Here is a 19,563-nt window from a genome sequence, read left to right as displayed (position 1 = left end):
CGACATGCGCGCCCGGCTCGGCCTGCCCAAGCCCGAGGACGGCAAGACCCCGATGGCGGTCGGCGTCGATTTGCGCGGTGAATCCTATGGCCTCTTGATCGACCAGATCGGCGAGGTGCTGCGGCTTGCCGAGGACGGCATGGAAGAGAACCCCGTCAACCTCGATCCCCGCATGGCCAAGCTCGCCGGCGGCGTCCACCGTCTCGACGGCCAGCTCATGGTCGTCCTCGACGTCGATCGTGTCCTCGAGCTCGCCCCCGAGATGATGGCGGCCTGATACGCCGGCAATCCGCCGACGTACCTGCAATAGGAAGTGCCCCCGCAAAGGGGGTAGGAAGCAGAGGTTCACATGCGAACTTGTCTCGTCGTTGATGATTCCAGCGTCATCCGCAAGGTTGCGCGCCGGATCCTGGAGGGCCTCGACTTCCAGATCCTCGAAGCCGAGGACGGAGAGAAGGCGCTCGAAGCCTGCAAGCGCGGCTTGCCTGATGCGGTGCTGCTCGACTGGAACATGCCCGTGATGGACGGCTACGAATTCCTCGGCCATCTCCGTCGCATGCCCGGCGGCGACCAGCCCAAGGTGGTGTTCTGCACCACCGAGAACGACGTCGCGCATATCGCGCGGGCGCTGCATGCCGGCGCCAACGAGTACATCATGAAGCCCTTCGACAAAGACATCGTGACTGCGAAATTCCAGGAAGTCGGACTTATCTGAGCGAACTCCCGGAGGCTGAACGGATCCTTCGGCGATTGTTTTCAACTGAACCGTTTCAGTCTGAGTTGGTGAGTAATGAGTGTTGCGTTCGCAGGTAATTCGACTACGAGCTCGTCGCGCGAAGCCGGGCCACTGCGGGTGATGGTCGTCGACGACTCCGTCGTCATCCGCGGTCTGATCTCGCGCTGGATCGGTGCCGAGCACGACATGGAAGTCGCTGCCTCGCTGCGCACGGGGCTCGAGGCGGTCAACCAGATCGAACGCATCAATCCTGATGTTGCCGTGCTCGACATCGAAATGCCCGAGCTCGACGGCATCTCGGCGCTGCCGCAACTGCTGGCGAAGAAGCGCGATCTCGTCATCATCATGGCCTCGACGCTGACCCGCCGCAACGCGGAGATCAGCTTCAAGGCGCTGTCGCTCGGCGCGGCCGACTACATTCCGAAGCCGGAATCGACGCGCGAGGCATCAGCCGCCGATATCTTCCATCATGATTTGATCCAGAAGATCCGTCATCTCGGCGCACGGCTGCGCCGCAAGCCCGCGGTCGCGAGCCCGCCGCTGGCGCCCGCGAGCCATGCTGCACCAGCTGCACGTGCACCCGCTGTCGCGCGGCCCGTTACGCCCGCACCGGCTCCGGCCCTACATGCCCTGTCGTCAGGTCCGCTGACCACGCGTCCGTTCTCGACCCAGGCACCCAAGGTGCTGCTGATCGGCTCTTCGACCGGCGGTCCGCAGGCGCTGATGGCGCTTGTCACCGAGCTCGGTCCTGTCATCGACCGTTTCCCCGTGCTGATTACCCAGCACATGCCGCCGACCTTCACGACCATTCTGGCCGAGCATCTGGCACGCGCGAGCCGCAAGCCGTCGGCCGAGGCGGTCGACGGCGAGCCGGTCAAGCCGGGACGCATTTACCTCGCGCCGGGCGGCAAGCATATGCGCGTCGTGCGCAGCGGCGCGGACGTGGCGATCGCGCTCGACGACGGCCCCGCCGTCAATTTCTGCAAGCCGGCAGTCGATCCGCTCTTCACCTCCGCCATCGACATTTGGCATGGCAGCATCCTCTCCGTGATCCTGACGGGCATGGGCTCGGACGGCATGCGCGGAGGCAAGGACATCGTCGCCGCCGGCGGCAGCGTGATCGCGCAGGACGAAGCCTCCAGCGTGGTGTGGGGCATGCCGGGCGCGGCGGCCAATGCCGGCATCTGTGCGGCGATCCTGCCGCTCAATCAGATCGGCGCCAAGGTCAACCGCCTGTTTGCGGGAGACCGCTCGTGACGCCGACGGACTATGAGTATCTGCGCAAGTTCCTGAAAGAGCGCTCCGGTCTCGATCTCTCTCCCGAGAAGCAGTATCTGGTCGAGAGCCGGCTGCTGCCGCTCGCGCGCAAGGCCAGCCTTCCCGGCATTCCCGATCTCGTGCTGAAGATCAGGAACGGCGACGGCCGGCTTGCCACCGACGTGGTCGAAGCGATGACCACCAACGAGACCTTCTTCTACCGCGACAAGATCCCGTTCGATCACCTACGCGAAACCATCCTGCCGGGCCTGCATCAGGCGCGCGCGGCGCGCAAGTCGCTGCGGATCTGGTCGGCGGCGTCGTCGACGGGGCAGGAGCCCTATTCGATCGCGATGTGCGTGAAGGAGATGGGCGCGGCCTTTGCCGGCTGGCGCATCGAGATCGTCGCCACCGATCTGTCGCAGGAGGTGCTGGAGAAATCCAGGGCCGGAATCTACAGCCAGTTCGAGGTGCAGCGCGGCCTGCCGATCCAGCACGTGATGAAGTATTTTACGCAAGCCGGCGAGCTGTGGCAGCTCAATGCCGACATTCGTGCGATGGTGCAGTTCCGCCAGCTCAATCTGTTGCAGGACTTCTCCCATCTCGGCACGTTCGACGTCATCTTCTGCCGCAACGTGCTGATCTATTTCGACCAGGACACCAAGGCGGTGATTTTCGAGCGTATGGCGAAGGGACTGGAAGCGGACGGTACGCTGCTGCTCGGCGCCGCTGAATCCGTCGTCGGCATCACCGATGCGTTCCGCCCGATCACCGACCGGCGCGGTCTCTATCAGCTCAACCCTGCGCGCTCGGGCCGTCCCATGGGCGGATTGATGCCGCCGTCGCTGAAGGTTGCCGCGGCAAGGTGATCTTTCTTCCTTCTCCCCTTGTAGGAGAAGGTGGCGCGAAGCGCCGGATGAGGGGCGGGCTCCGCGAATTCAAATGTAAGTTGGATTCGCGGCGAGAGACCCCTCACCCGTCTCGCCGCTTTGCGGCGAGCCACCCTCTCCCACGAGGGAGGGAAAGAACTTCGCCCTTGTCACAAGATCGCATGCGGCAGAAACCGCGAGCCGTTGCCCGTGATCGGGCTCTCATCCTCGCGGATCGACAGGCCACATGGCCCGTGGTTCACCAGCCAGCTGCCCACCACCGGATAGAAGCCGGAAAAATTCGGCAGCGGCGACAGCGCCTGCCGTATGAAACCTTCTGCGCCATAGGGGCCTTCCTGCGCGTCGAGCGATACGCCGGCTGACACCAGCGTGACATTGGCGCCTTCGCGCGACAGCAGCGGTTTGCGCACATACGACGTTCCAAGCTCCGCCGCCCGCGCGTCATCCTCGAAGAAGGCCGGCAGCAGATTGGGATGGTTCGGGAACATCTCCCAGAGCAGCGGCAGGATGCCCTTGTTGGAGAGCACCGCCTTCCATGGCGGTTCGATCCAGCGCGTCGGCGCGTCCTTCAGCTTGGCGCCGAAGGCGTCGTGGAACATCCATTCCCAAGGGTAGAGCTTGAAGGCGAGCGCGATGTCGCTGTTATCGAGATCGACGAAGCCGCCCGCTTCGTCGCGCCAGCCGATCTCCTCGATGTCGAGTAGCGTGGTCGAGAGCCCTGCCTGGCGCGCGGTGTCCTCGAGATAAGCGAGCGTGCCGGCGTCCTCGTCATTGCCGGTGGTGCCGGTGAGATGCAGATGGCGGCCAGCTGCGATGTCCTTCCACGCCGCGATCAGCCGCTCGTGGATGGAGTTGAACTGGTCGGCGCGATCAGGGATGATGCGGCGTTCGATCGCCTGCTCGAGCCAGGTCCATTGAAACACCGCTGCCTCGAAGATCGAGGTCGGCGTATCCGCGTTGTATTCGAGCAGCTTTGCCGGACCATGTTGGTCGAATTTCAGGTCGAGCCGGCCATAGAGGCTGCGGTCATCGCGCTCCCAACTCTCGGCGATCAGGCTCCAGAATGCTTCGGGGATCTGCAAGCGCCGCAGATGCCGTTCATCATTGATCACGCGGCCGGCGAGCTCCAGGCACATCGCGTCGATCTCGCCGGTCGGCGTCTCGATGCCGCGCTCGATCTCGTCGAGGGTGAAAGCGTAATAAGCGCGCTCGTCCCAATAGCGCTCGCCGCCGATGGTGTGGAAGACGAAACCACATTGCGCGGCGGTCTCTCGCCAGTCGTCGCGCTCGAGACAGGTGATGCGTTGCATGGATCAGCCGCCGCCCGAAAAGCCGTGGCCAAATGAGCCGAAGCCGCCGCGGCTCACGCTGCTCGAACCTGAGTCGGACGATGTTCCCGACGAGGAATGAGACGACGAGTCGCTGCTGAAGAAGCTCGATCGCGACGACCAGCGCGAGCTGCTGCCACCGCTCGAGGAGCTGCTTCTGCTGCTGCACGCGGTGCTTGCCTGCACCGGCGTTTCCACGCCGGGCACCGTCGTCCCGGCAGGCGAGGGCTCGCAAGTCTGCCGCGGCATCAGCGTGTAGGCGGTGGTGCCGACCGCGATCGTGCCCATCACCAGCAGCGCGACATGGCCGGAGCGCTTCACCGGCTGTTGCGGAGGCGGCGGCGCGGCCGCCGGCCGGCGTTTGCCGAACTCCTTTTTGGAGGGCTTGTTGGTCATGTTAGTAGATCATGCAGGCTGCGTTCAGCAGGCCTGCTGCGAGCGAGGACAGCCCGAGCCAGATGGCGGGTGCAAGTTCGCCCGCGGCAATCCGCCCCGACAGGTTCGGGACCGGCACCTTCACCAGAAAGAACACGATGACCTGCACGATCAGTGCAATCGTCGCCCAGATCAGGCAGTCCAGCACATTGGCCGAATGCGCGATGGCGCTGACCAGCGGCGCCACGAAGCCGAGCAGGCTGAGGCCGAGCGCGATCGCCGCGGCGGGATCGTTATCGCGGATGAGCTGGAATTCGTTGTGGGGCGTGATGCGGGTATAGACGAACAGATACGCCACGATCGCGACCAGCCCGGTGCAGAAATAGACCAGGAAGGCGGGCAGGCCGGCGAGTGATTGCAGGATCATCGTTCCCCCATCATGCAGCGACCATTCGTCGGCGGGGGGAGGATAGCGGTTCAATGGCGGGAGGACGATGAGGCCGCGCTCGCGTCCCCAAAAAACAAAACCCCGCCATTTGCGGCGGGGTCCAGGCTGGGAGGAGCGAGCCCCGGGGGCTCGCGACGTAAACGCGATCAGGCGGGAATGCGCTCTTCCTGCTCGTGCGGCTCGCGCAGCACGTAGCCGCGGCCCCACACGGTCTCGATGAAGTTGCGTCCCTCGGAAGCGTTGGCGAGCTTCTTGCGGAGCTTGCAGATGAAGACGTCGATGATCTTCAACTCGGGCTCGTCCATGCCGCCGTAGAGGTGGTTGAGGAACATTTCCTTGGTGAGGGTCGTACCCTTGCGGAGCGAGAGCAGCTCCAGCATCTGGTATTCCTTACCGGTCAGGTGCACGCGCTGGCCGCCGACTTCGACCGTCTTGGTGTCGAGGTTGACCACGAGGTCGCCGGTCTGGATGACCGACTGGGCGTGACCCTTGGAGCGGCGCACGATCGCGTGGATGCGGGCAACCAGCTCGTCCTTGTGGAAGGGCTTGGTCATGTAGTCGTCGGCGCCGACGCCGAGACCCTTGACCTTGTCCTCGATGCCGGCGAGGCCGGAGAGGATCAGAATCGGTGTCTTGATCTTGGAGACCCGGAGCTGCTTGAGCACGTCGTAGCCGGACATGTCAGGCAGGTTGAGGTCGAGAAGGATAATGTCGTAATCGTATAATTTACCGAGATCGACGCCTTCTTCCCCCAAATCGGTCGTGTAGACGTTGAAGCTCTCAGACTTCAGCATCAGCTCGATCGACTGCGCGACGGCGCTGTCATCTTCAATCAGCAAAACGCGCATGCCAGTTCCCCATAGTCGCCGCTCCTGGGCGTCAGGTCGGCCGCATTCGCGGCACACAACAAAACGCCTTTGAACAACTGATTCGGATCCTGACAACAGATGGTTAACAAATTCTGATTCTGGAACGCAAGCCCTGTGGATGCAATTTTCGTCGAATCGCCCTAAGGTCTTGCGGTGAAGCAGCTTTCGTTATCCGGTTCCGTTCAAGTTCCACTTTAAGAGACGGGCCTAACCGACTCCCGCGACTCAGCCTTCTTCTGAAGGGGAGCCACGCTCAGTCACAAAGACAGTGACGCAATGATTAACGATGCGGGTAAACACGAAGTTAAGCGCCGTTCAGAAATATGGCGAAACTTAAGGGTTTTGCCGTGAAGGCCCGGATATCGAAGGTGACCACCTTAATGAAGGCCCTCATATGAAGGCGCGCCCCTTATGAAGGCTGCTCTATGAAGGCTCTTGCCGAACAGATCGGCGACATCGACGGCGTCAATATCTATGGACGTGTGGTCGGCGTGCGCGGCCTGATGGTCGAGGTGGCCGGACCTATTCACGCGATGTCGGTCGGCGCGCGGCTCGTGATCGAGACCGGCGCCAACCGTTCGATTCCCTGTGAGGTGATCGGCTTCTCCGGCAACAATGCCGTCGTGATGCCGTTCGCCGGCCTCGAAGGCGTGCGGCGCGGCTGCAAGGCCGTCATCGCCAATGCCGCCAACCAGGTGCGGCCGTCATCGGCTTGGCTCGGCCGCGTTGTCAATGCGCTCGGCGAGCCGATCGACGGCAAGGGGCCGTTGCCGCAGGGCCCGGCGCCGATGCCGTTCCGCAATTCGCCGCCGCCGGCGCATTCGCGCAAGCGTGTCGGTAGCCCGCTCGATCTCGGCGTGCGCGCGATGAACACCTTCCTCACCTGCTGCCGCGGTCAGCGCATGGGCATTTTCGCAGGCTCCGGCGTCGGCAAATCGGTGCTGTTGTCGATGCTGGCGCGCAACGTCGATGCCGCGGTCAGCGTTATCGGGCTGATCGGCGAACGCGGCCGCGAGGTGCAGGAATTTTTGCAGGACGACCTCGGCGAGGAGGGCCTGGCGCGCTCCGTCGTGGTGGTCGCGACCTCCGACGAGCCGGCGCTGATGCGCCGCCAGGCGGCGTATCTGACGCTCGCGGTCGCCGAATATTTTCGCGATGAAGAGAAGGACGTGCTCTGCCTCATGGACTCGGTGACGCGCTTTGCCATGGCCCAGCGCGAGATCGGCCTCTCCGCCGGCGAGCCGCCGACCGCCAAGGGCTATACGCCGACCGTGTTCACCGAGTTGCCGAAGCTTCTGGAGCGCGCCGGACCGGGCCTGGGAGAGGGCGCGATCACCGCGATCTTCACGGTGCTGGTCGACGGCGACGATCATAACGAGCCGATCGCGGATGCCGTCCGCGGCATCCTCGACGGCCACATCGTGATGCAGCGCTCGATTGCCGAGCGCGGCCGCTACCCCGCCATCAACATCCTCAAATCCGTCTCCCGCACCATGCCGAAATCGGCCGATCCGCAATTCTGGCCGACCATCCAGAAGGCGCGGGCGGTGATGGCGACCTATGCCGACATGGAGGAATTGATCCGGCTGGGCGCCTACCGGGCCGGCTCCAGCCCCGAGGTCGACGAGGCGATCCGCCTGCACGAGCCGCTGGAGGCCTTCTTGCGGCAGCGCAAGGACGAAAATGCCTCCCTGGCGGACGGCTACCGCCAATTGGCGCAAATCCTCGGCAATTTGGAAACGGAACGCTAACTTTGTCCCGTCATCATCCGCTCTCACAGAGTAGCAGAGCCGGTCTTGGCCCCCGTCGGGCCTGTGGGGAGACCGGTGACGTCCCAATGTGCGTGTCTCTTGCAGCCAGGGGACTTCTGGGGAGTATGAGTCGATGAAGTCACGAGATACCCTCATCCGCCTGAAGAAGTTTCAGGTCGACGAGAAGCGCCGCCGGGTCACTCAGATCGAGACCATGATCGCCGACTTCCAGCGGATGTCGACCGATCTTGAGCGCGAGATTTCGACCGAGCAGGAACGTGCCGGGATCAACGATCCCTCGCACTTCGCCTATCCGACCTACGCCAAGGCCGCGATCCAGCGCCGTGAGAACCTGACCCGTTCGGCCGACGAGCTGAAGGGCCAGCTCGACGAAGCCAAGGGCGCTTTGGCCGAGGCCTTCGAGGAGCTGAAGAAGGTCGAGCTGCTCGACGAGCGCGACCAGGCCCGCGAGCGCGCCGAAGAGAACGCCCGCGAGCAGGCCGATCTCGACAGCATCGGCCTGATGCGCGCCCGCATCGGCGCCGTCGCCTAACGGCGCCAGCAGCCGGACGCCAAGAATTTGCAGAACCCGGACCGCAAGGTCCGGGTTTTCGCATGTGCTGTCCACAGCGCGGCGCTCCGCCCCTTGGTGGTCGGCGTTGCCGCGCGCTATGGTAGCGGAGTGCCAGGGCTTGCGCGGAACGCGACGGGCCGCGCGTGGGGGGCTGAATGCTGACGCCAGCAGAGCTGGTTGGGCTGATTGGGGCGGTCGCCAAGGGCGATCAGGCCGCGTTCGAGCGCCTCTACGTCGCCACCCGCGCGAAACTCTATGGCGTCGTCCTCCGTATCTTGCGCCGACAGGATCTCGCGGAGGAGGTCATTCAGGAGACCTACGTCAAGGTATGGAACAGCGCCGGCCAGTTCAATCCGGCCTTGTCGTCGCCGATCACGTGGATGGCGTCGATCGCGCGCAACCGCGCCATCGACATCGTGCGCAAGAAGACGGAAGTTTCCATCGAGGAAGAGCCTCAGGCGATGGAGGTTGCGGCCGACAGCCCCGATCCGCTTGCGCGCCGCGAGATGACCGAGGAGCTGAGGCGCCTGCTGGAATGTGTCGGCCGGCTCGAGCCGGATCGTCAGAGGCTCGTGCTTCTCGCCTATTACAACGGCTGGAGCCGCGAGCAATTGGCGGAGAAATTTTCAGCGCCCGTCAACACGGTGAAGACGTGGCTCCGGCGCAGCATGCTGGATATTCGCGAGTGCCTCGGACTATGAAGGCTTCTATTGTGAAGGTGGTTCTGGACTGCAATTGATGGCCTACACGGAGGACCATATCGCGCTCGCCGCGGAATATGCGCTCGGCATACTCGACGCCGACGAACGCGCGCAGGTCGAGACCATGATGGCGGTCGACAAGGCGTTTGCCGATATCGTGCAGGCCTGGGCCTATCGGCTCGGCGTCCTCAACCAGATGGTCGGCGCGATCGAGCCGCGCCCGATCGTGTGGGAGAACATCCGCTCCGAGCTTGCGCGCAACGGTTTTGCGCAGGAGGCGCCTGTGCTGTCGGACGTCGCGCCGCCGCCACCCGTGCCGGACTCCTCCTCGTTCGAAGTTGCGACGCCGGAGCTTTCTTCTGCCGAGCCTGTATCGCCAGAGCCACCATCTCTGGACGTGCAGCCGCCGGAGCCGCCGCCTTCCGACTCCGATGTCATCCCGGACTTCGCTCCGCAGTTCGTGCCGCAGGTCCATGCGCCCGATCCTGACGTCGTGCGCACGCCACCTCCGCCGGTCGTCGACAACAGCAACGTGATCCGGCTCGAGGGCCGGGTGAAACGTTGGCGCTCGATCGCATCCGCGGTCGGCGCGCTCGCGGCCGCGCTGCTGGTGACACTGTCGCTTGAGATCTTCCTGCCCGATGCGCTGCCTGGTGCCTTGCGTCCCGCACCGCGCATCCAGACGGTCGAGGTGAAGGCACCGGCGCCGCTCACCGCGTCGTCGCAATATGTCGCGCTGTTGCAGGGCCAGGGTGGTGGCCCCGCCTTCATCCTCACCATCGACGGCACGACCAGGAATTTCACCGTGCGCAAGGTCGGCGCGACGCCGGAGCCCGGCAAGAGCTTTGAGCTCTGGCTGATCTCCGACAAGCTGCCGCGTCCGCGCTCGCTCGGCGTGATTGGCGCGGGCGATTTCACCGCGCGCCCGCTGCTCGCCTCCTACGATGCCGACGTCGTCAGTGGCGCGACCTATGCCGTCACCGTCGAGCAGGCCGGCGGCTCGCCCAACGGCCAGCCGACCTCGGCGCCGATATTTACCGGCAAGCTGATCGAGACCGTGCCGCCGGCGCAGCCGCAGGCGCCGAAGTAGCCGCGTTCGAGCGCCAAACCAGTCGCGACGGGGCGCGACGATCAAAGCTTGAGCAAGTGAACGAAGAACGTGGCGTCCTCGTCCTCGACCACATGGACCAGCGTGCATTGCGCGTTGCGGTAGATTGTCTTCCAGGATGCCAGATCGGGCGGCGGCACGCCCTGACCGGAGATCGCTTGCGCGAAGTCATGCACGGCGAGCGCGCGCGACCGCAGTCGCCGTCCATATCCCAGTTGACCGTAATAGTCACCGATCAGGAGGGTTCGCCCGGGAAAAGCCGCCTTCAGGCGCGCAAGCCATCGTTCTGCTTCGCGATTTCCGGAGCCGAAGAACTCATTGGCGAGGCTTGCGGCGGACAAGGTTCGCACCTGTCGCTTCACTGAAGCCGGAAGGGCCGTGTCAGGCCGCCGGCTGTCGCCCCGAAAAATCCTCACCCGCGAGGCGTCGGGTGTCGCCTTGAGGCGCCTTCGCGCCAAGGCACACATGGCCGGATTGCCGTCGAGTCCGAAGCCACGGAATTCCGTCATCCGCCGGGTCAGCCCGGACAGCAGCGCTCCATTGCCGCAACCGAGGTCAAGCACGTCGTTGAAGCCGAGCTGCACGATCAAGTCCGTGATCAGGTCGCTGCTCAGCGTCGGCGAGTCCTCGAAAGCCTTGGCGTGCTGCTTGCGGTCGATCAGGGCTGCCGCAAGTTCTGGCTTCCGTAGAGTACGGCCCAGCGCGATAGCGGCAGGACCATAGGCGCCGAGATATTGATGAACGACGAAACGGGCATGATCGTCATACGCGCCAGCTAGCCGAAACCGGTCGGCGTGGCAGGTGATCAAATTCGTTCGGGCGGCAAGCAGTTCAAGCGCTGACTGGAGCAGTCCGGCGTGAACGTGATGTTTCTTGGCGAGCGCGGCGGCGGTGGCGGGGCGGGCCAGCGAGCGCAGGACACCGTTGTGCTCGAGCGCCAGCAGTGCGTGTGCAAGATAGAAGCCCTCGGCAAGGTCGAAGGCCGAGTGGCGGGCAGGATCCGCGCGCGTTCGCGTCATGAAGCGGCGTTCAGCGAAGCACGCTGATCAGCGTGGTGGACGAGCGCGCCGATATCGACCAGCCGGTCGAGCAGGTGATCATCCAGCTCCGTATCGCTGGCGATGTCGTGCAGGAACCGCATGACGTCGGTCAAGTGTTGCGGCGTTTCAAACAGATCCAGAATGATCTCCAGCTCCGGATCGACGCGATAGAGAACCGACCTCTGCTGCACCACGAGGAGGTAGCAGCCGCGTTGACCTGCATCGCGCGCACTGAGCGGACCCGCCGTTGCCGGCAGCGCAGAAATCCGCTCGAGGAGTGCTCCGCAGTCATGCAACTCGGTGAGGATGCAACTTCCCGGGCTCCGCGCGTACGGCGCTTGCTGGCCTGACGGGGCGCCGTTGTCCCCCGATCGCAGTGCAGTGCCCGCCTGCTTGAGTACACTCACTGCCAAGCCATAGCGGAACAGCGAGGTCAGGTGGTGCGACGCGCTAAATCGCGCCGTGATGAATTCAAGCGCCAGATCGGGCTTTGCAGCCAACGCGCCGTTGCTCGCCAGCCAATCGCGGAACGCGGCGATCAGCAGGCTCAACCTGCCCCGAAAGAAACGTAGCGCGTAGTTCAGGATCTGGTGACCGACTGTCCGCAAGGCATCTACCGCATCGACCGCCAGCACGTAGCGTTCCCGTGGCATCGCCGCGGGATAGTAGTAATAGGTCGAATAGAGCTTGGGGTGGGCAAGCACCTCGGAGCGATCGCCCTGGAACAAACAGGCGTTAAACTTGGTGACATAGCCGTCATAGGCCAGATTCGCGCTGTGCTTCGAGAACATCGGGGTGCCCGGCTCCGGCAACAGGATGTGCAGTTGTGGCGTGCACGCGTCCTGCGGGCGGCCAAAGCAGGCCCCCAGCATGTCGAGCGTCTGGTCCTGATCGTCCTGTAGTTCCTCGGGATAGCCGGTGATGAACGAAGCCGTCGTTTCGATACCGAAGTTTTCGGCGATATTCAGAATGTCAGTCACGCCATCGAGCTTGAGGCGCTTGTCGGCGAGCCGCTGCATTCGTGGTGAGCCGGTCTCGATGCCGAAATAGAGGCCGATGCAGCCGGCGAGCGCCATTGTCTCCAGCAGATCGGCATCGACGCAATCGGTGCGGGCGGAGACGCGCCAGTTGTAGCCGCGATCTTGGACGGTTTCGCAGAACTCGCGCACCTTGCGCCGGTTGACCGTGAAAAGGTCATGATCGAGCTTGAATTCAGTTGCTCCGTAACGTGCGTGCAGGAGGTCCATCTCGTGCACGATGCGTTCCGCCGACTTGAGACGATAGTCGCGTTGGAAGAAGGTCGACGTCGAGCAGAAGGTGCAGACGAACGGACAGCCGCGGCCGGCTTCGACGCGCATGAGATCGAGCCCCAGCGTCGTGATAGGGTAGAGTTCGTATGACGGGATCGGCAGGCTGTCGAGATCCTCGACCTTCGGAAGCCCCGGCGTCGTTTTCAGCAGGCCGCGGCCGTCACGCCATGTCACGCCGGGAATGCCGTCGAATTTGCGCGTTTCAAGCATGGCGAGCAGAGGAGGCAGCGTCTCTTCGGCCTCGTGCCGGACGATGATGTCGAACTGACCGTACGCGTCCATGATTTCCCGATGCAACATCGTGGCATGCGGACCGCCGAGCAGGATCGGGATGCCCGGCGCGCGCTGCTTGAGGAGTGCGGCCACCCTGACCGCGAAGATGAAGCTGCAGCTAAGCGTGGTGAAGCCGACTGCATCCGGTCGCAGGCGCAGAATGTCCACGGCCACGCGCTCGTACAACGTCCCGTCATAGGGGTGATGTCCAAAGCGGACTTCGCGCTTCGGGTCATAGACGACCACCGTATGATTGTCCTTCGCGGCGACCGCCGCCAGCGACGTCAGCCCCAGATGCGGGTGCACGTCGAACAGATCCGGGTCGAGGCTGCCCGGCATGACGAAATTATCGACCAGGATCAACCGCACGGCGAGGACGCTTTCCAGGTTGAAGGGGAACCACGACCAGGAGGTTGTTATCGACCAGTTGCTGGCTGACGCGGCACAATTCTGCGCTTGTCAGCGTAACACCCGCCCGACGCAGCATGTCGATCAGACGCGTGAGACTCCTGCGGCCGTCGGCGAGTTCGAGCAGCACATGGCCGAGTTCGTCGATCTCGACCGCGGTGGCGCAACCTCTCCGCGCGTCCCAGCGATGGACGAAGTGGAGTTGGTCGCGCCGGAGAACCGAAAGGTCGCTTGCGGGAGAATCGAGGGCCGTCGCGAGCAGAAGCGGGTTGCAGCTCATCTCGTTCCGGATCAGTCCGGTTGCTCGCCGCACCACGCTTGCCGGCGCTACGGTAGCCTTCGATCGCATGACTTCGCGATCGTTGGTTCCGGCAGGGACCTTGGCATGGTTGTCCTTCAGAGCCAGAAGCGCGCGCTCGTGATGCAAGGCATCGCGCACCAGCGCGTGCAATGGATCGTCCGCGCGCAGCCAGCCCTCGATGAAGCCGGAAATCACCTCGAGCTTGTCGGATTGCGTCGTCCGTTTCGCGACCCGCAGGGCGGCGGCGGTCTTGCCGTAGGCTGCGAAGATCGGGACGCTGATCTTAAGCCTGTCGAGCAATTTGAAGGTCAGCGGTAGCAGCAGCCGGATGTCGTTGTGACGGACCTTCAGCGCCAGCCCAGCGAACAGCCGAATTCGCTCGACGTCGAAGGACCGCCTGGCGTCGCCAGACCGGCAAAGACGTTCGAGCGCATCGGGATCGGCGACCGCCGCCGCCAGGGTGGCGTGAACATGCCGGGCGGCCGTTTCGGTCTTCCTAGGCATTCCGACACATCGATCTGGCGCGATCTAGCTGTCGCACGATGATTTCGTCGTCCAGTTCCGGCGACCAGTTGTACTCGAACGTGATGGCGCGCGGTGTCGCGCAGCTCAGAACCACAGCCAGAAGGTCGAACGTCGCCTCGTCAGCCAAGCCCGCGTGATCGTCCCATGCGGTCTCTGCCTGGATGTCGAACCCGGAAATGTGGATCTCCACCACCTTCTCCAGCGGCAAGCGGAGAATCTCACGCTCGGCCTCGAAGTTCATGTTCATCGCGCTGATCCTGAAGTGGGCAAGATCGAGCAGCATGCCCACGCCGGAGCGTCGGTGGAACTCGGCGACGAAGTCGACGATCGACATCGTGCTGCCGGGAATGGCGAAGTACTGAGGCGAATTCTCGACGATCAGCGGCACCGAAAATCGCTTCTGCAACCTGGTGATGTTGGCGCAGGCGTTTTCGAGAACATCCTCACTGAGTTGCGGGCAGACGGTGTAGGTCAGGGTCGTGGGCTCGTGCAGAGCGCTGCCAGGAAGCGGGTCGGCGGAAATGAATGCCAGATGCTCCCCGATCCAGGGCGTGCCGGTCAGCTCGACCTGGGCCGCGATCGCATCGAGCGTGGCGGGCGCTGGTGGCACGAAGCCGGCGATCGACATGCTTGCGCAATGGAGGATGATCGGCGCGATGTTCTTCGTCTTGAGAGCCGAGGGATCGTGGCGAAGCAGCTCGAACGGCAGCTCGATGTAGTCCAGCAGGCCTGGATATCGCTCGACGAGCGGCAAGACACCGGGGCCCTGCGCCATGCCGATAAGCACAGGTTGCCGGGCGGACGTCCTCCGACGCCGAAACTCTCCCGTGGCCTCGTGGCGCATCGGCTCCCTCGTCGCGAGGATACATCTAACCTGGCGGACCGCGTCGCGCCGCCTGTTCGGTCGCAGAGAGCTCAGTCGTACTTGTAACCGTTCTCGCCACGCGCAACGGAGGAGACCTTGGCGACCGTGATCGTCAGTTGGCCCTTCTTCAGGCACTGTTGAATGCGTTTGATCTTGGCGGGATCGAGCTTCAACGACATCTTGAGATTGCCGCCGGCACTTGCAGCGGCGCGCTTCGGGCTCTTGGCCATGACCAGACTCCCAAAAATAAATCTGACGAAATCACCGCAAGGTTAGCAACTCGAGATTGTATCGTCAATCGAATTCGGGCCCGCCCACCAGGTGCTTGCGCCGCTCCGTCTTGCCGATTCAGTAACGCATCAGCTCGGCGACCGGTCCGTGCACTCGGCCGCCGGCCACGTCATATTGCATCTGCGCGGGCAGAAAGCGGACAATCGGTTCCTGCGCCGGCATCAACGTGATGTTGATCTTCCAATCGAGTGCTTGGTCCGCTGCCAGCACGACGTCATAGCGCGAGAGCATTGACGAGAGGATCGCGACGAGGAGCGACAGCGCGAGTTGACGGCCAACGCAGTATCTCGCGCCCAGCCCGAACGGGAAATACGCATACGTTGATGGCTTCCATCCGTGCCAGCGACCGGGATCGAGGACGTCGGCTTGCTGAAAGTCCCGGCTGTCGCGGTGCGCCACGAATGGCGACAGGAGGATCTCGCAGTTCGGCGGCAGCCGATGACCGAGCAACTGCGCTGGTCCGGTGGTGACCTTGACCATGATCGCATTCGGCGGCAGCAGACGCAGCACCTCGTGGATCACCGCCCGCAACAACGGTCGATCGCGATCACCGCGTTCGGATCGCTCCGCCAGTTCCAGCCGCAAGGCGCGTCTCAACCGGGGTTGCTGAGAGAGGATCAACAGAATCCAGGTGAGGGACACCGCGACCGGCTCACTGCTCGACATGAACAGCGTATTGGCCTGGGCAATGAGCTGGTCTTCCGTTGCGCTGCCGCGTGCAGTCGCATGGAGCCGTCCCATCATGCAGGCGTGCGCCGCAGCGTTGCCCTTCGCAACGTCCGCCTGGAACGCCAACATACGCGCGCGCAAAAGCCGGTCGAGCCTGGCGCCGGTCTGGATGAGCGTGCGCCGCTGCAAGAGGTTCGGCACCGTCGCTGCCGCCGAAACGGTGCGCCGCAACTCGAAATAGGACTGAATGAGACGGCCGAGCTCGAGATCGGTGTTGCCGAAGACGAGAAGCGACGAGACGTGCAGCGCCAGTCGCCGCATCTCGCTGAGGAGAGGGACATCATCTGCGAGCCCGAGGTCCTCGGCGAACCGCTGCCAGGCTTGGGCAACGACTTGGTCCACGCCATGGGTGCACATGTCGTCGAGAGCTGTCCGCAGCAGTTGTTGCTGGGTGCCATGCTCCTCGCCTTTCATGCTGAACAGACCCGCGTTCAGCCGGCTGAGGGCCGGTGGGAGCGAGAATAGCTCGCCGACCGAGACGCCGGGGCCGAACAGGTCTGCGTCGCTCAGGACGTGCCTGGTCCCAGCTGGTCCAAACACCGCGACCGCAGCGGCGCAATCATGCTTTCGCGAGAACGCCGGGCCGCGCTCTGTCACGACCACGATGTCGCCCGCCGCTGCATGGGCCGCGCGCAGGAACGAAAGCGGGTCGCTGCGAAGGCCTTCGGGATCGATGAAACGCGGAATTGAAGCGCATACGGTCACGTGCACAACCTGCCGGCCACACTTTACCGGGGAGAGCTACGAAGCAATGATCGCAGACAAGGCGCGCTTGGTCCATGGGCGCAAATCCGGGCCGTGGTGGCTACGGAGTACCGGGTACCCGCCTGCGCAGGATGACGGTCGCGTTGGCCAGGGCACGGATTCCCGCAATGTCGCCACGGTCCATCCCGCCGTCGCTCTCCGACAAGTCCCGCCGAATCCGCCCCTGATTTGAACCTCAGTCCATTTCGCGGCGTCAAATCCCCGGAATTTGCAGTCGGCGCCGCCGATCATGGCGCCGGAGAGGGGCTAGAAATCAGATGGATGCAGCAAAGACGCCGGGCATCTTCGTCCACCAATATGCGGGGCTACCGCATGGTCCGGCTTTCGAACACTGGCGCGAGCGGGCCTTCGGGTCCTGCGGCGTCGACATCGGGCCGAGCCATGGCGACAGCATCGATTGCCGGCTCCAGGTCAGCGTGGTCGACAATATCGCGCTGGCCATTCCGGAAGGCGCCTCCGCGCAATACTCACGCACGCAGAGCCACCTCGCCGACGGCAGCGACGATCTCGTGCTGATATCGGCGCATGCGGGCCTCGTTCGCGTCGGGCAGAACAGCCACACCGTCGAGCTCGCGCCCGCGCAGATGGTGCTCGTCGACATGGGCGTCACCGGCACCGTCGGCCACACCGACGACGACCGCTTCACCACCATCCGCATGCCGCGCCGCGCGTTGCTCGACATCAATCCGCGCGCCGAGGAGAAGCTGTCGCAGGTGCTCTCCGACGGTGCGGTCGCCGAGACGATCTTTCGCTACCACGCGCTCGCCGCCCATCACGCGCCGCATCTCGACGCCGTCGGCCAGCGCCTGACCGCGCAGCACATGGTCGATCTCGTCGGCCTGCTGCTCGGCACCGATGCGGAGCATGCAAGCCTTGCGCGCGGCCGTGGACATGCGGCGGCCCGCCTCGATCTCATGCGCGCCGACGTGATGGCCGCGCTCGGCCGCAACGATCTCTGCCTGTCCGAAGTTGCGACGCGCTCAGGCTTGAGCCCGCGCCAGGCGCAGCGCCTGTTCGAGCAGGCCGGCACCACCTTCACCGAATTCGTGCTGGAGCAGCGCTTGCTGCTGGCGCGAAAGCTGCTCGGCGATCCCCGCGCGCGGGCACGCAAGATCAGCGACATCGCGCATTCCTCGGGTTTTTCCGATTTGTCCTATTTCAACCGCGCCTTCCGCAAGCGTTTTGGCGCGACGCCGTCGGAATTGCGCGAAGCCTGAGCCCGCGATTTTGCGCAGCGGCGCGGCGTTGCTGCAGTTGGTTGAACCGGAGGAATGAGCTATATCTGTCCATGCGGGCAGATCACCGGATTCCCTCGAACAACGAAGTCAACGGACATGGCGCGTATCGTCGTGCTCGGCGCCGGGTTTGCAGGTCTGTGGGCGGCCATCGGCGCCGCGCGCAAGCGCGACGAGATCGGCGCTGGCAGCGACATCGAGATCCACCTCGTCGACCGCAATCCCTATCACAACATCCGCGTGCGCAATTACGAGGCCGATCTCAGCGAGGTCGCACTTCCGCTTGCGCAACTGCTTGACCCGATCGGCATCACGCACGGCATCGGCGAGGTCGAGGCCATCGATCCGGCGCGTCGCCAGATATCGCTGGTCACGAGCGGCGGCGACGAGACGCTGGCCTATGACCGGCTGGTGCTTGCGCTCGGCAGCGAAGTGATGCGTCCCGACATTCCAGGCCTTGCCGATCATGCCTTCGATGTCGATACCTATGCCGCAGCGCTCCGCCTCGAAAATCATCTCGCCGCGCTCGGGCGCAGCGCGCCGTCGCCGGGGCGTTCGACGATCGCAGTAGTTGGCGCCGGCTTCACCGGCATCGAGGTCGCGGCCGAGATGCCGGACCGGCTGGGGCACGCCGGCATCACCGGCAGCCGCCGCATCATCCTGGTTGATCCGAATCCGGCTGTTGGCGCCACCATCGGCGCGCATGCGCGTCCCGTCATCGAGACGGCGCTGGCCTCGCTCGACGTCGAGACGCGGCTCGGCGTCCGCGTCGGATCGGTCGAGGCCGCCGGCATTCATCTGAACTCGGGCGAGTTCATCCCGGCCCAGACGGTAATCTGGTGCGCCGGAATGCGCGCGAGCCGGCTGGCTGCGAGTTTTCCGGGCGCACGCGATCGTCTCGGACGCCTGTTGGTCGATCCGTTCATGCGCGTTGCCGATCTGCCCGGCGTGTTCGCTGCCGGCGACGTCGCCTCCAGCGTGGTCGACGGATTGCATCCGACCGTGATGTCCTGCCAGTTCGCCCGCCCCATGGGCCGCTTCGCTGGACACAATGTCGTTGCCGATCTCTTGGGCCAACCGATGCTGCCGCTGCGGATCGACTGGTACGTGACCGTGCTCGATCTCGGCGGCTGGGGCGCGCTCTACACGGAAGGCTGGGATCGCGAGGTGCGCAGCACAGGCGCGGCCGCGAAGGCGACCAAAGAGACCATCAACCGCAAGCGCATCTATCCGCCGCTGACCGGGAGCAAGGGCGATCTCTTCGGCGCCGCAGCGCCGACGGTGCAGGCACCGCCGCCGACCTATGGGGCGCCGCGTCGTTGAGATGGGCCGTGCATCCACCCAAGCCAAGCAATACGCCAGAACGCACCAGCGTTGCACGTGCCCCACCGCGGCCGGATCAGGCGGCGGTCTGGTGTGAGGGATTGCAATCGAGTTCCCTGATCCTCCCGGCGTCATCAAACGCAAAAAGCGCATTCATGACACCAGCTCTCGTGACGTACGAGATCATGGTCCCGTCGTTCGAAGGACTGAGATCGTCTAATGCGCCTGCCGGATGTTCCCGGAGGCGATCGACCCAATAGGCCCACAGTGCCTCGCGGCTGGTAATGATTTTGCCGCCGCTGCCGCAGCCGCAGCGAACCACGGCATCTTCGGCAAACATGTCCAGGATCGCTTCGATATCGCCTGCGCGGTAGGCGTCAAGCCAGTCGATCGCGACGGCCATCGGGTCAAATGGCATATTTCTTCCCTAAGGGCCGACAAAACCTGCGATTTTAGGTTAA

General features: G+C 64.1%; 21 protein-coding genes. 10 read left to right on the top strand and 11 right to left on the bottom strand.

The genetic code is table 11. From position 1 onward, the window contains the following. The 4 genes from B5V03_RS16685 to B5V03_RS16670 all read left to right on the top strand — a co-directional run. Nucleotides 1-277: chemotaxis protein CheW (locus B5V03_RS16685; RefSeq protein ID WP_206736155.1), on the top strand; the 277-nt coding region annotated here is incomplete at its 5' end. Nucleotides 278-349: 72 nt separating this feature from the next. Further along, nucleotides 350-715, top strand: a complete 366-nt coding sequence (locus tag B5V03_RS16680; protein ID WP_007600538.1) for a response regulator — start codon at nt 350-352, stop codon at nt 713-715. A gap of 75 nt (nt 716-790) precedes the next feature. Further along, complete coding sequence (locus tag B5V03_RS16675; protein ID WP_129271404.1) at nt 791-1,993, top strand: protein-glutamate methylesterase/protein-glutamine glutaminase; 1,203 nt, start codon at nt 791-793, stop codon at nt 1,991-1,993. After that, nucleotides 1,990-2,862 (top strand): CheR family methyltransferase, encoded by an 873-nt coding sequence (locus tag B5V03_RS16670; protein ID WP_129271403.1) that lies wholly within the window; start codon nt 1,990-1,992, stop codon nt 2,860-2,862. Before B5V03_RS16675 ends, B5V03_RS16670 begins: the two co-directional genes overlap by 4 nt. A gap of 170 nt (nt 2,863-3,032) precedes the next feature. On the opposite strand, the gene B5V03_RS16665 is transcribed toward B5V03_RS16670, so the two are convergent. The 4 genes from B5V03_RS16665 to ctrA all read right to left on the bottom strand — a co-directional run bounded on the left by B5V03_RS16665 (nt 3,033) and on the right by ctrA (nt 5,882). Further along, nucleotides 3,033-4,193 (bottom strand): glutathionylspermidine synthase family protein, encoded by a 1,161-nt coding sequence (locus tag B5V03_RS16665; RefSeq protein WP_129271402.1) that lies wholly within the window; start codon nt 4,191-4,193, stop codon nt 3,033-3,035. Nucleotides 4,194-4,196: 3 nt separating this feature from the next. After that, entirely contained in the window at nt 4,197-4,607 is a 411-nt protein-coding gene (locus B5V03_RS16660; RefSeq protein WP_129271401.1) for a hypothetical protein, read from the bottom strand. Nucleotide 4,608: 1 nt separating this feature from the next. Beyond that, a complete protein-coding gene (locus B5V03_RS16655; RefSeq protein WP_129271400.1) occupies nt 4,609-5,013 on the bottom strand; it encodes a DUF350 domain-containing protein in 405 nt (134 codons plus the stop codon). Nucleotides 5,014-5,180: 167 nt separating this feature from the next. After that, nucleotides 5,181-5,882 carry a response regulator transcription factor CtrA gene (ctrA, locus tag B5V03_RS16650; protein ID WP_015688285.1) on the bottom strand — a complete coding sequence of 234 codons (702 nt, stop codon included), beginning with the start codon at nt 5,880-5,882 and terminating at the stop codon, nt 5,181-5,183. Between the two features lie 446 nt (nt 5,883-6,328). Here ctrA and fliI point away from each other — a divergent pair, with 446 nt between their 5' ends. The 4 genes from fliI to B5V03_RS16630 all read left to right on the top strand — a co-directional run bounded on the left by fliI (nt 6,329) and on the right by B5V03_RS16630 (nt 10,019). After that, nucleotides 6,329-7,654, top strand: coding sequence for a flagellar protein export ATPase FliI (gene fliI, locus B5V03_RS16645; RefSeq protein WP_129271399.1), 1,326 nt, complete (start codon nt 6,329-6,331; stop codon nt 7,652-7,654). 133 nt (nt 7,655-7,787) lie between these two features. Continuing rightward, complete coding sequence (gene fliJ, locus B5V03_RS16640; protein WP_129271398.1) at nt 7,788-8,207, top strand: flagellar export protein FliJ; 420 nt, start codon at nt 7,788-7,790, stop codon at nt 8,205-8,207. Nucleotides 8,208-8,383: 176 nt separating this feature from the next. After that, complete coding sequence (locus B5V03_RS16635) at nt 8,384-8,929, top strand: sigma-70 family RNA polymerase sigma factor (protein ID WP_129271397.1); 546 nt, start codon at nt 8,384-8,386, stop codon at nt 8,927-8,929. 37 nt (nt 8,930-8,966) lie between these two features. Then, nucleotides 8,967-10,019: an anti-sigma factor gene (locus B5V03_RS16630; RefSeq protein ID WP_129271396.1), complete on the top strand. Its 1,053-nt coding sequence runs from the start codon at nt 8,967-8,969 to the stop codon at nt 10,017-10,019. A gap of 41 nt (nt 10,020-10,060) precedes the next feature. Here B5V03_RS16630 and apyS read toward each other — a convergent pair whose 3' ends face one another. The 6 genes from apyS to B5V03_RS16600 form a co-directional block, all read right to left on the bottom strand. Beyond that, nucleotides 10,061-11,056, bottom strand: a complete 996-nt coding sequence (apyS, locus tag B5V03_RS16625; protein ID WP_129271395.1) for a RiPP biosynthesis methyltransferase ApyS — start codon at nt 11,054-11,056, stop codon at nt 10,061-10,063. Next, entirely contained in the window at nt 11,053-13,029 is a 1,977-nt protein-coding gene (gene apyD / locus B5V03_RS16620) for a RiPP biosynthesis radical SAM protein ApyD (RefSeq protein ID WP_129271394.1), read from the bottom strand. Before apyD ends, apyS begins: the two co-directional genes overlap by 4 nt. Continuing rightward, nucleotides 13,007-13,873 (bottom strand): RiPP maturation protein ApyI, encoded by an 867-nt coding sequence (apyI, locus tag B5V03_RS16615; protein ID WP_129271393.1) that lies wholly within the window; start codon nt 13,871-13,873, stop codon nt 13,007-13,009. The genes apyD and apyI overlap by 23 nt, the downstream gene beginning before the upstream one ends. Then, nucleotides 13,866-14,738 carry a multinuclear non-heme iron-dependent oxidative enzyme ApyH gene (apyH, locus tag B5V03_RS16610; protein WP_129271392.1) on the bottom strand — a complete coding sequence of 291 codons (873 nt, stop codon included), beginning with the start codon at nt 14,736-14,738 and terminating at the stop codon, nt 13,866-13,868. Before apyH ends, apyI begins: the two co-directional genes overlap by 8 nt. Before the next feature lie 71 nt (nt 14,739-14,809). Continuing rightward, entirely contained in the window at nt 14,810-14,989 is a 180-nt protein-coding gene (gene apyA / locus B5V03_RS16605) for an aminopyruvatide family RiPP (protein WP_129271391.1), read from the bottom strand. Nucleotides 14,990-15,107: 118 nt separating this feature from the next. Continuing rightward, nucleotides 15,108-16,193: a cytochrome P450 gene (locus tag B5V03_RS16600; protein ID WP_129271390.1), complete on the bottom strand. Its 1,086-nt coding sequence runs from the start codon at nt 16,191-16,193 to the stop codon at nt 15,108-15,110. A gap of 608 nt (nt 16,194-16,801) precedes the next feature. Here B5V03_RS16600 and B5V03_RS16595 point away from each other — a divergent pair. Both B5V03_RS16595 and B5V03_RS16590 read left to right on the top strand, forming a co-directional pair. Beyond that, complete coding sequence (locus B5V03_RS16595; protein ID WP_129271389.1) at nt 16,802-17,761, top strand: helix-turn-helix transcriptional regulator; 960 nt, start codon at nt 16,802-16,804, stop codon at nt 17,759-17,761. Between the two features lie 117 nt (nt 17,762-17,878). Continuing rightward, nucleotides 17,879-19,102, top strand: a complete 1,224-nt coding sequence (locus tag B5V03_RS16590; RefSeq protein ID WP_129271388.1) for an NAD(P)/FAD-dependent oxidoreductase — start codon at nt 17,879-17,881, stop codon at nt 19,100-19,102. 76 nt (nt 19,103-19,178) lie between these two features. On the opposite strand, the gene B5V03_RS16585 is transcribed toward B5V03_RS16590, so the two are convergent. Next, on the bottom strand, nt 19,179-19,520 hold the full coding sequence (locus B5V03_RS16585) for a nuclear transport factor 2 family protein (RefSeq protein WP_129271387.1): 342 nt from the start codon (nt 19,518-19,520) through the stop codon (nt 19,179-19,181). Nucleotides 19,521-19,563: the final 43 nt, after the last annotated feature.

It is taken from the genome of Bradyrhizobium betae, assembly GCF_004123905.1.
Classification (GTDB): domain Bacteria; phylum Pseudomonadota; class Alphaproteobacteria; order Rhizobiales; family Xanthobacteraceae; genus Bradyrhizobium; species Bradyrhizobium betae_A.
Note: the sequence above shows the minus strand (reverse complement) of the source record. Positions and strands in the feature narration are given on the sequence as shown.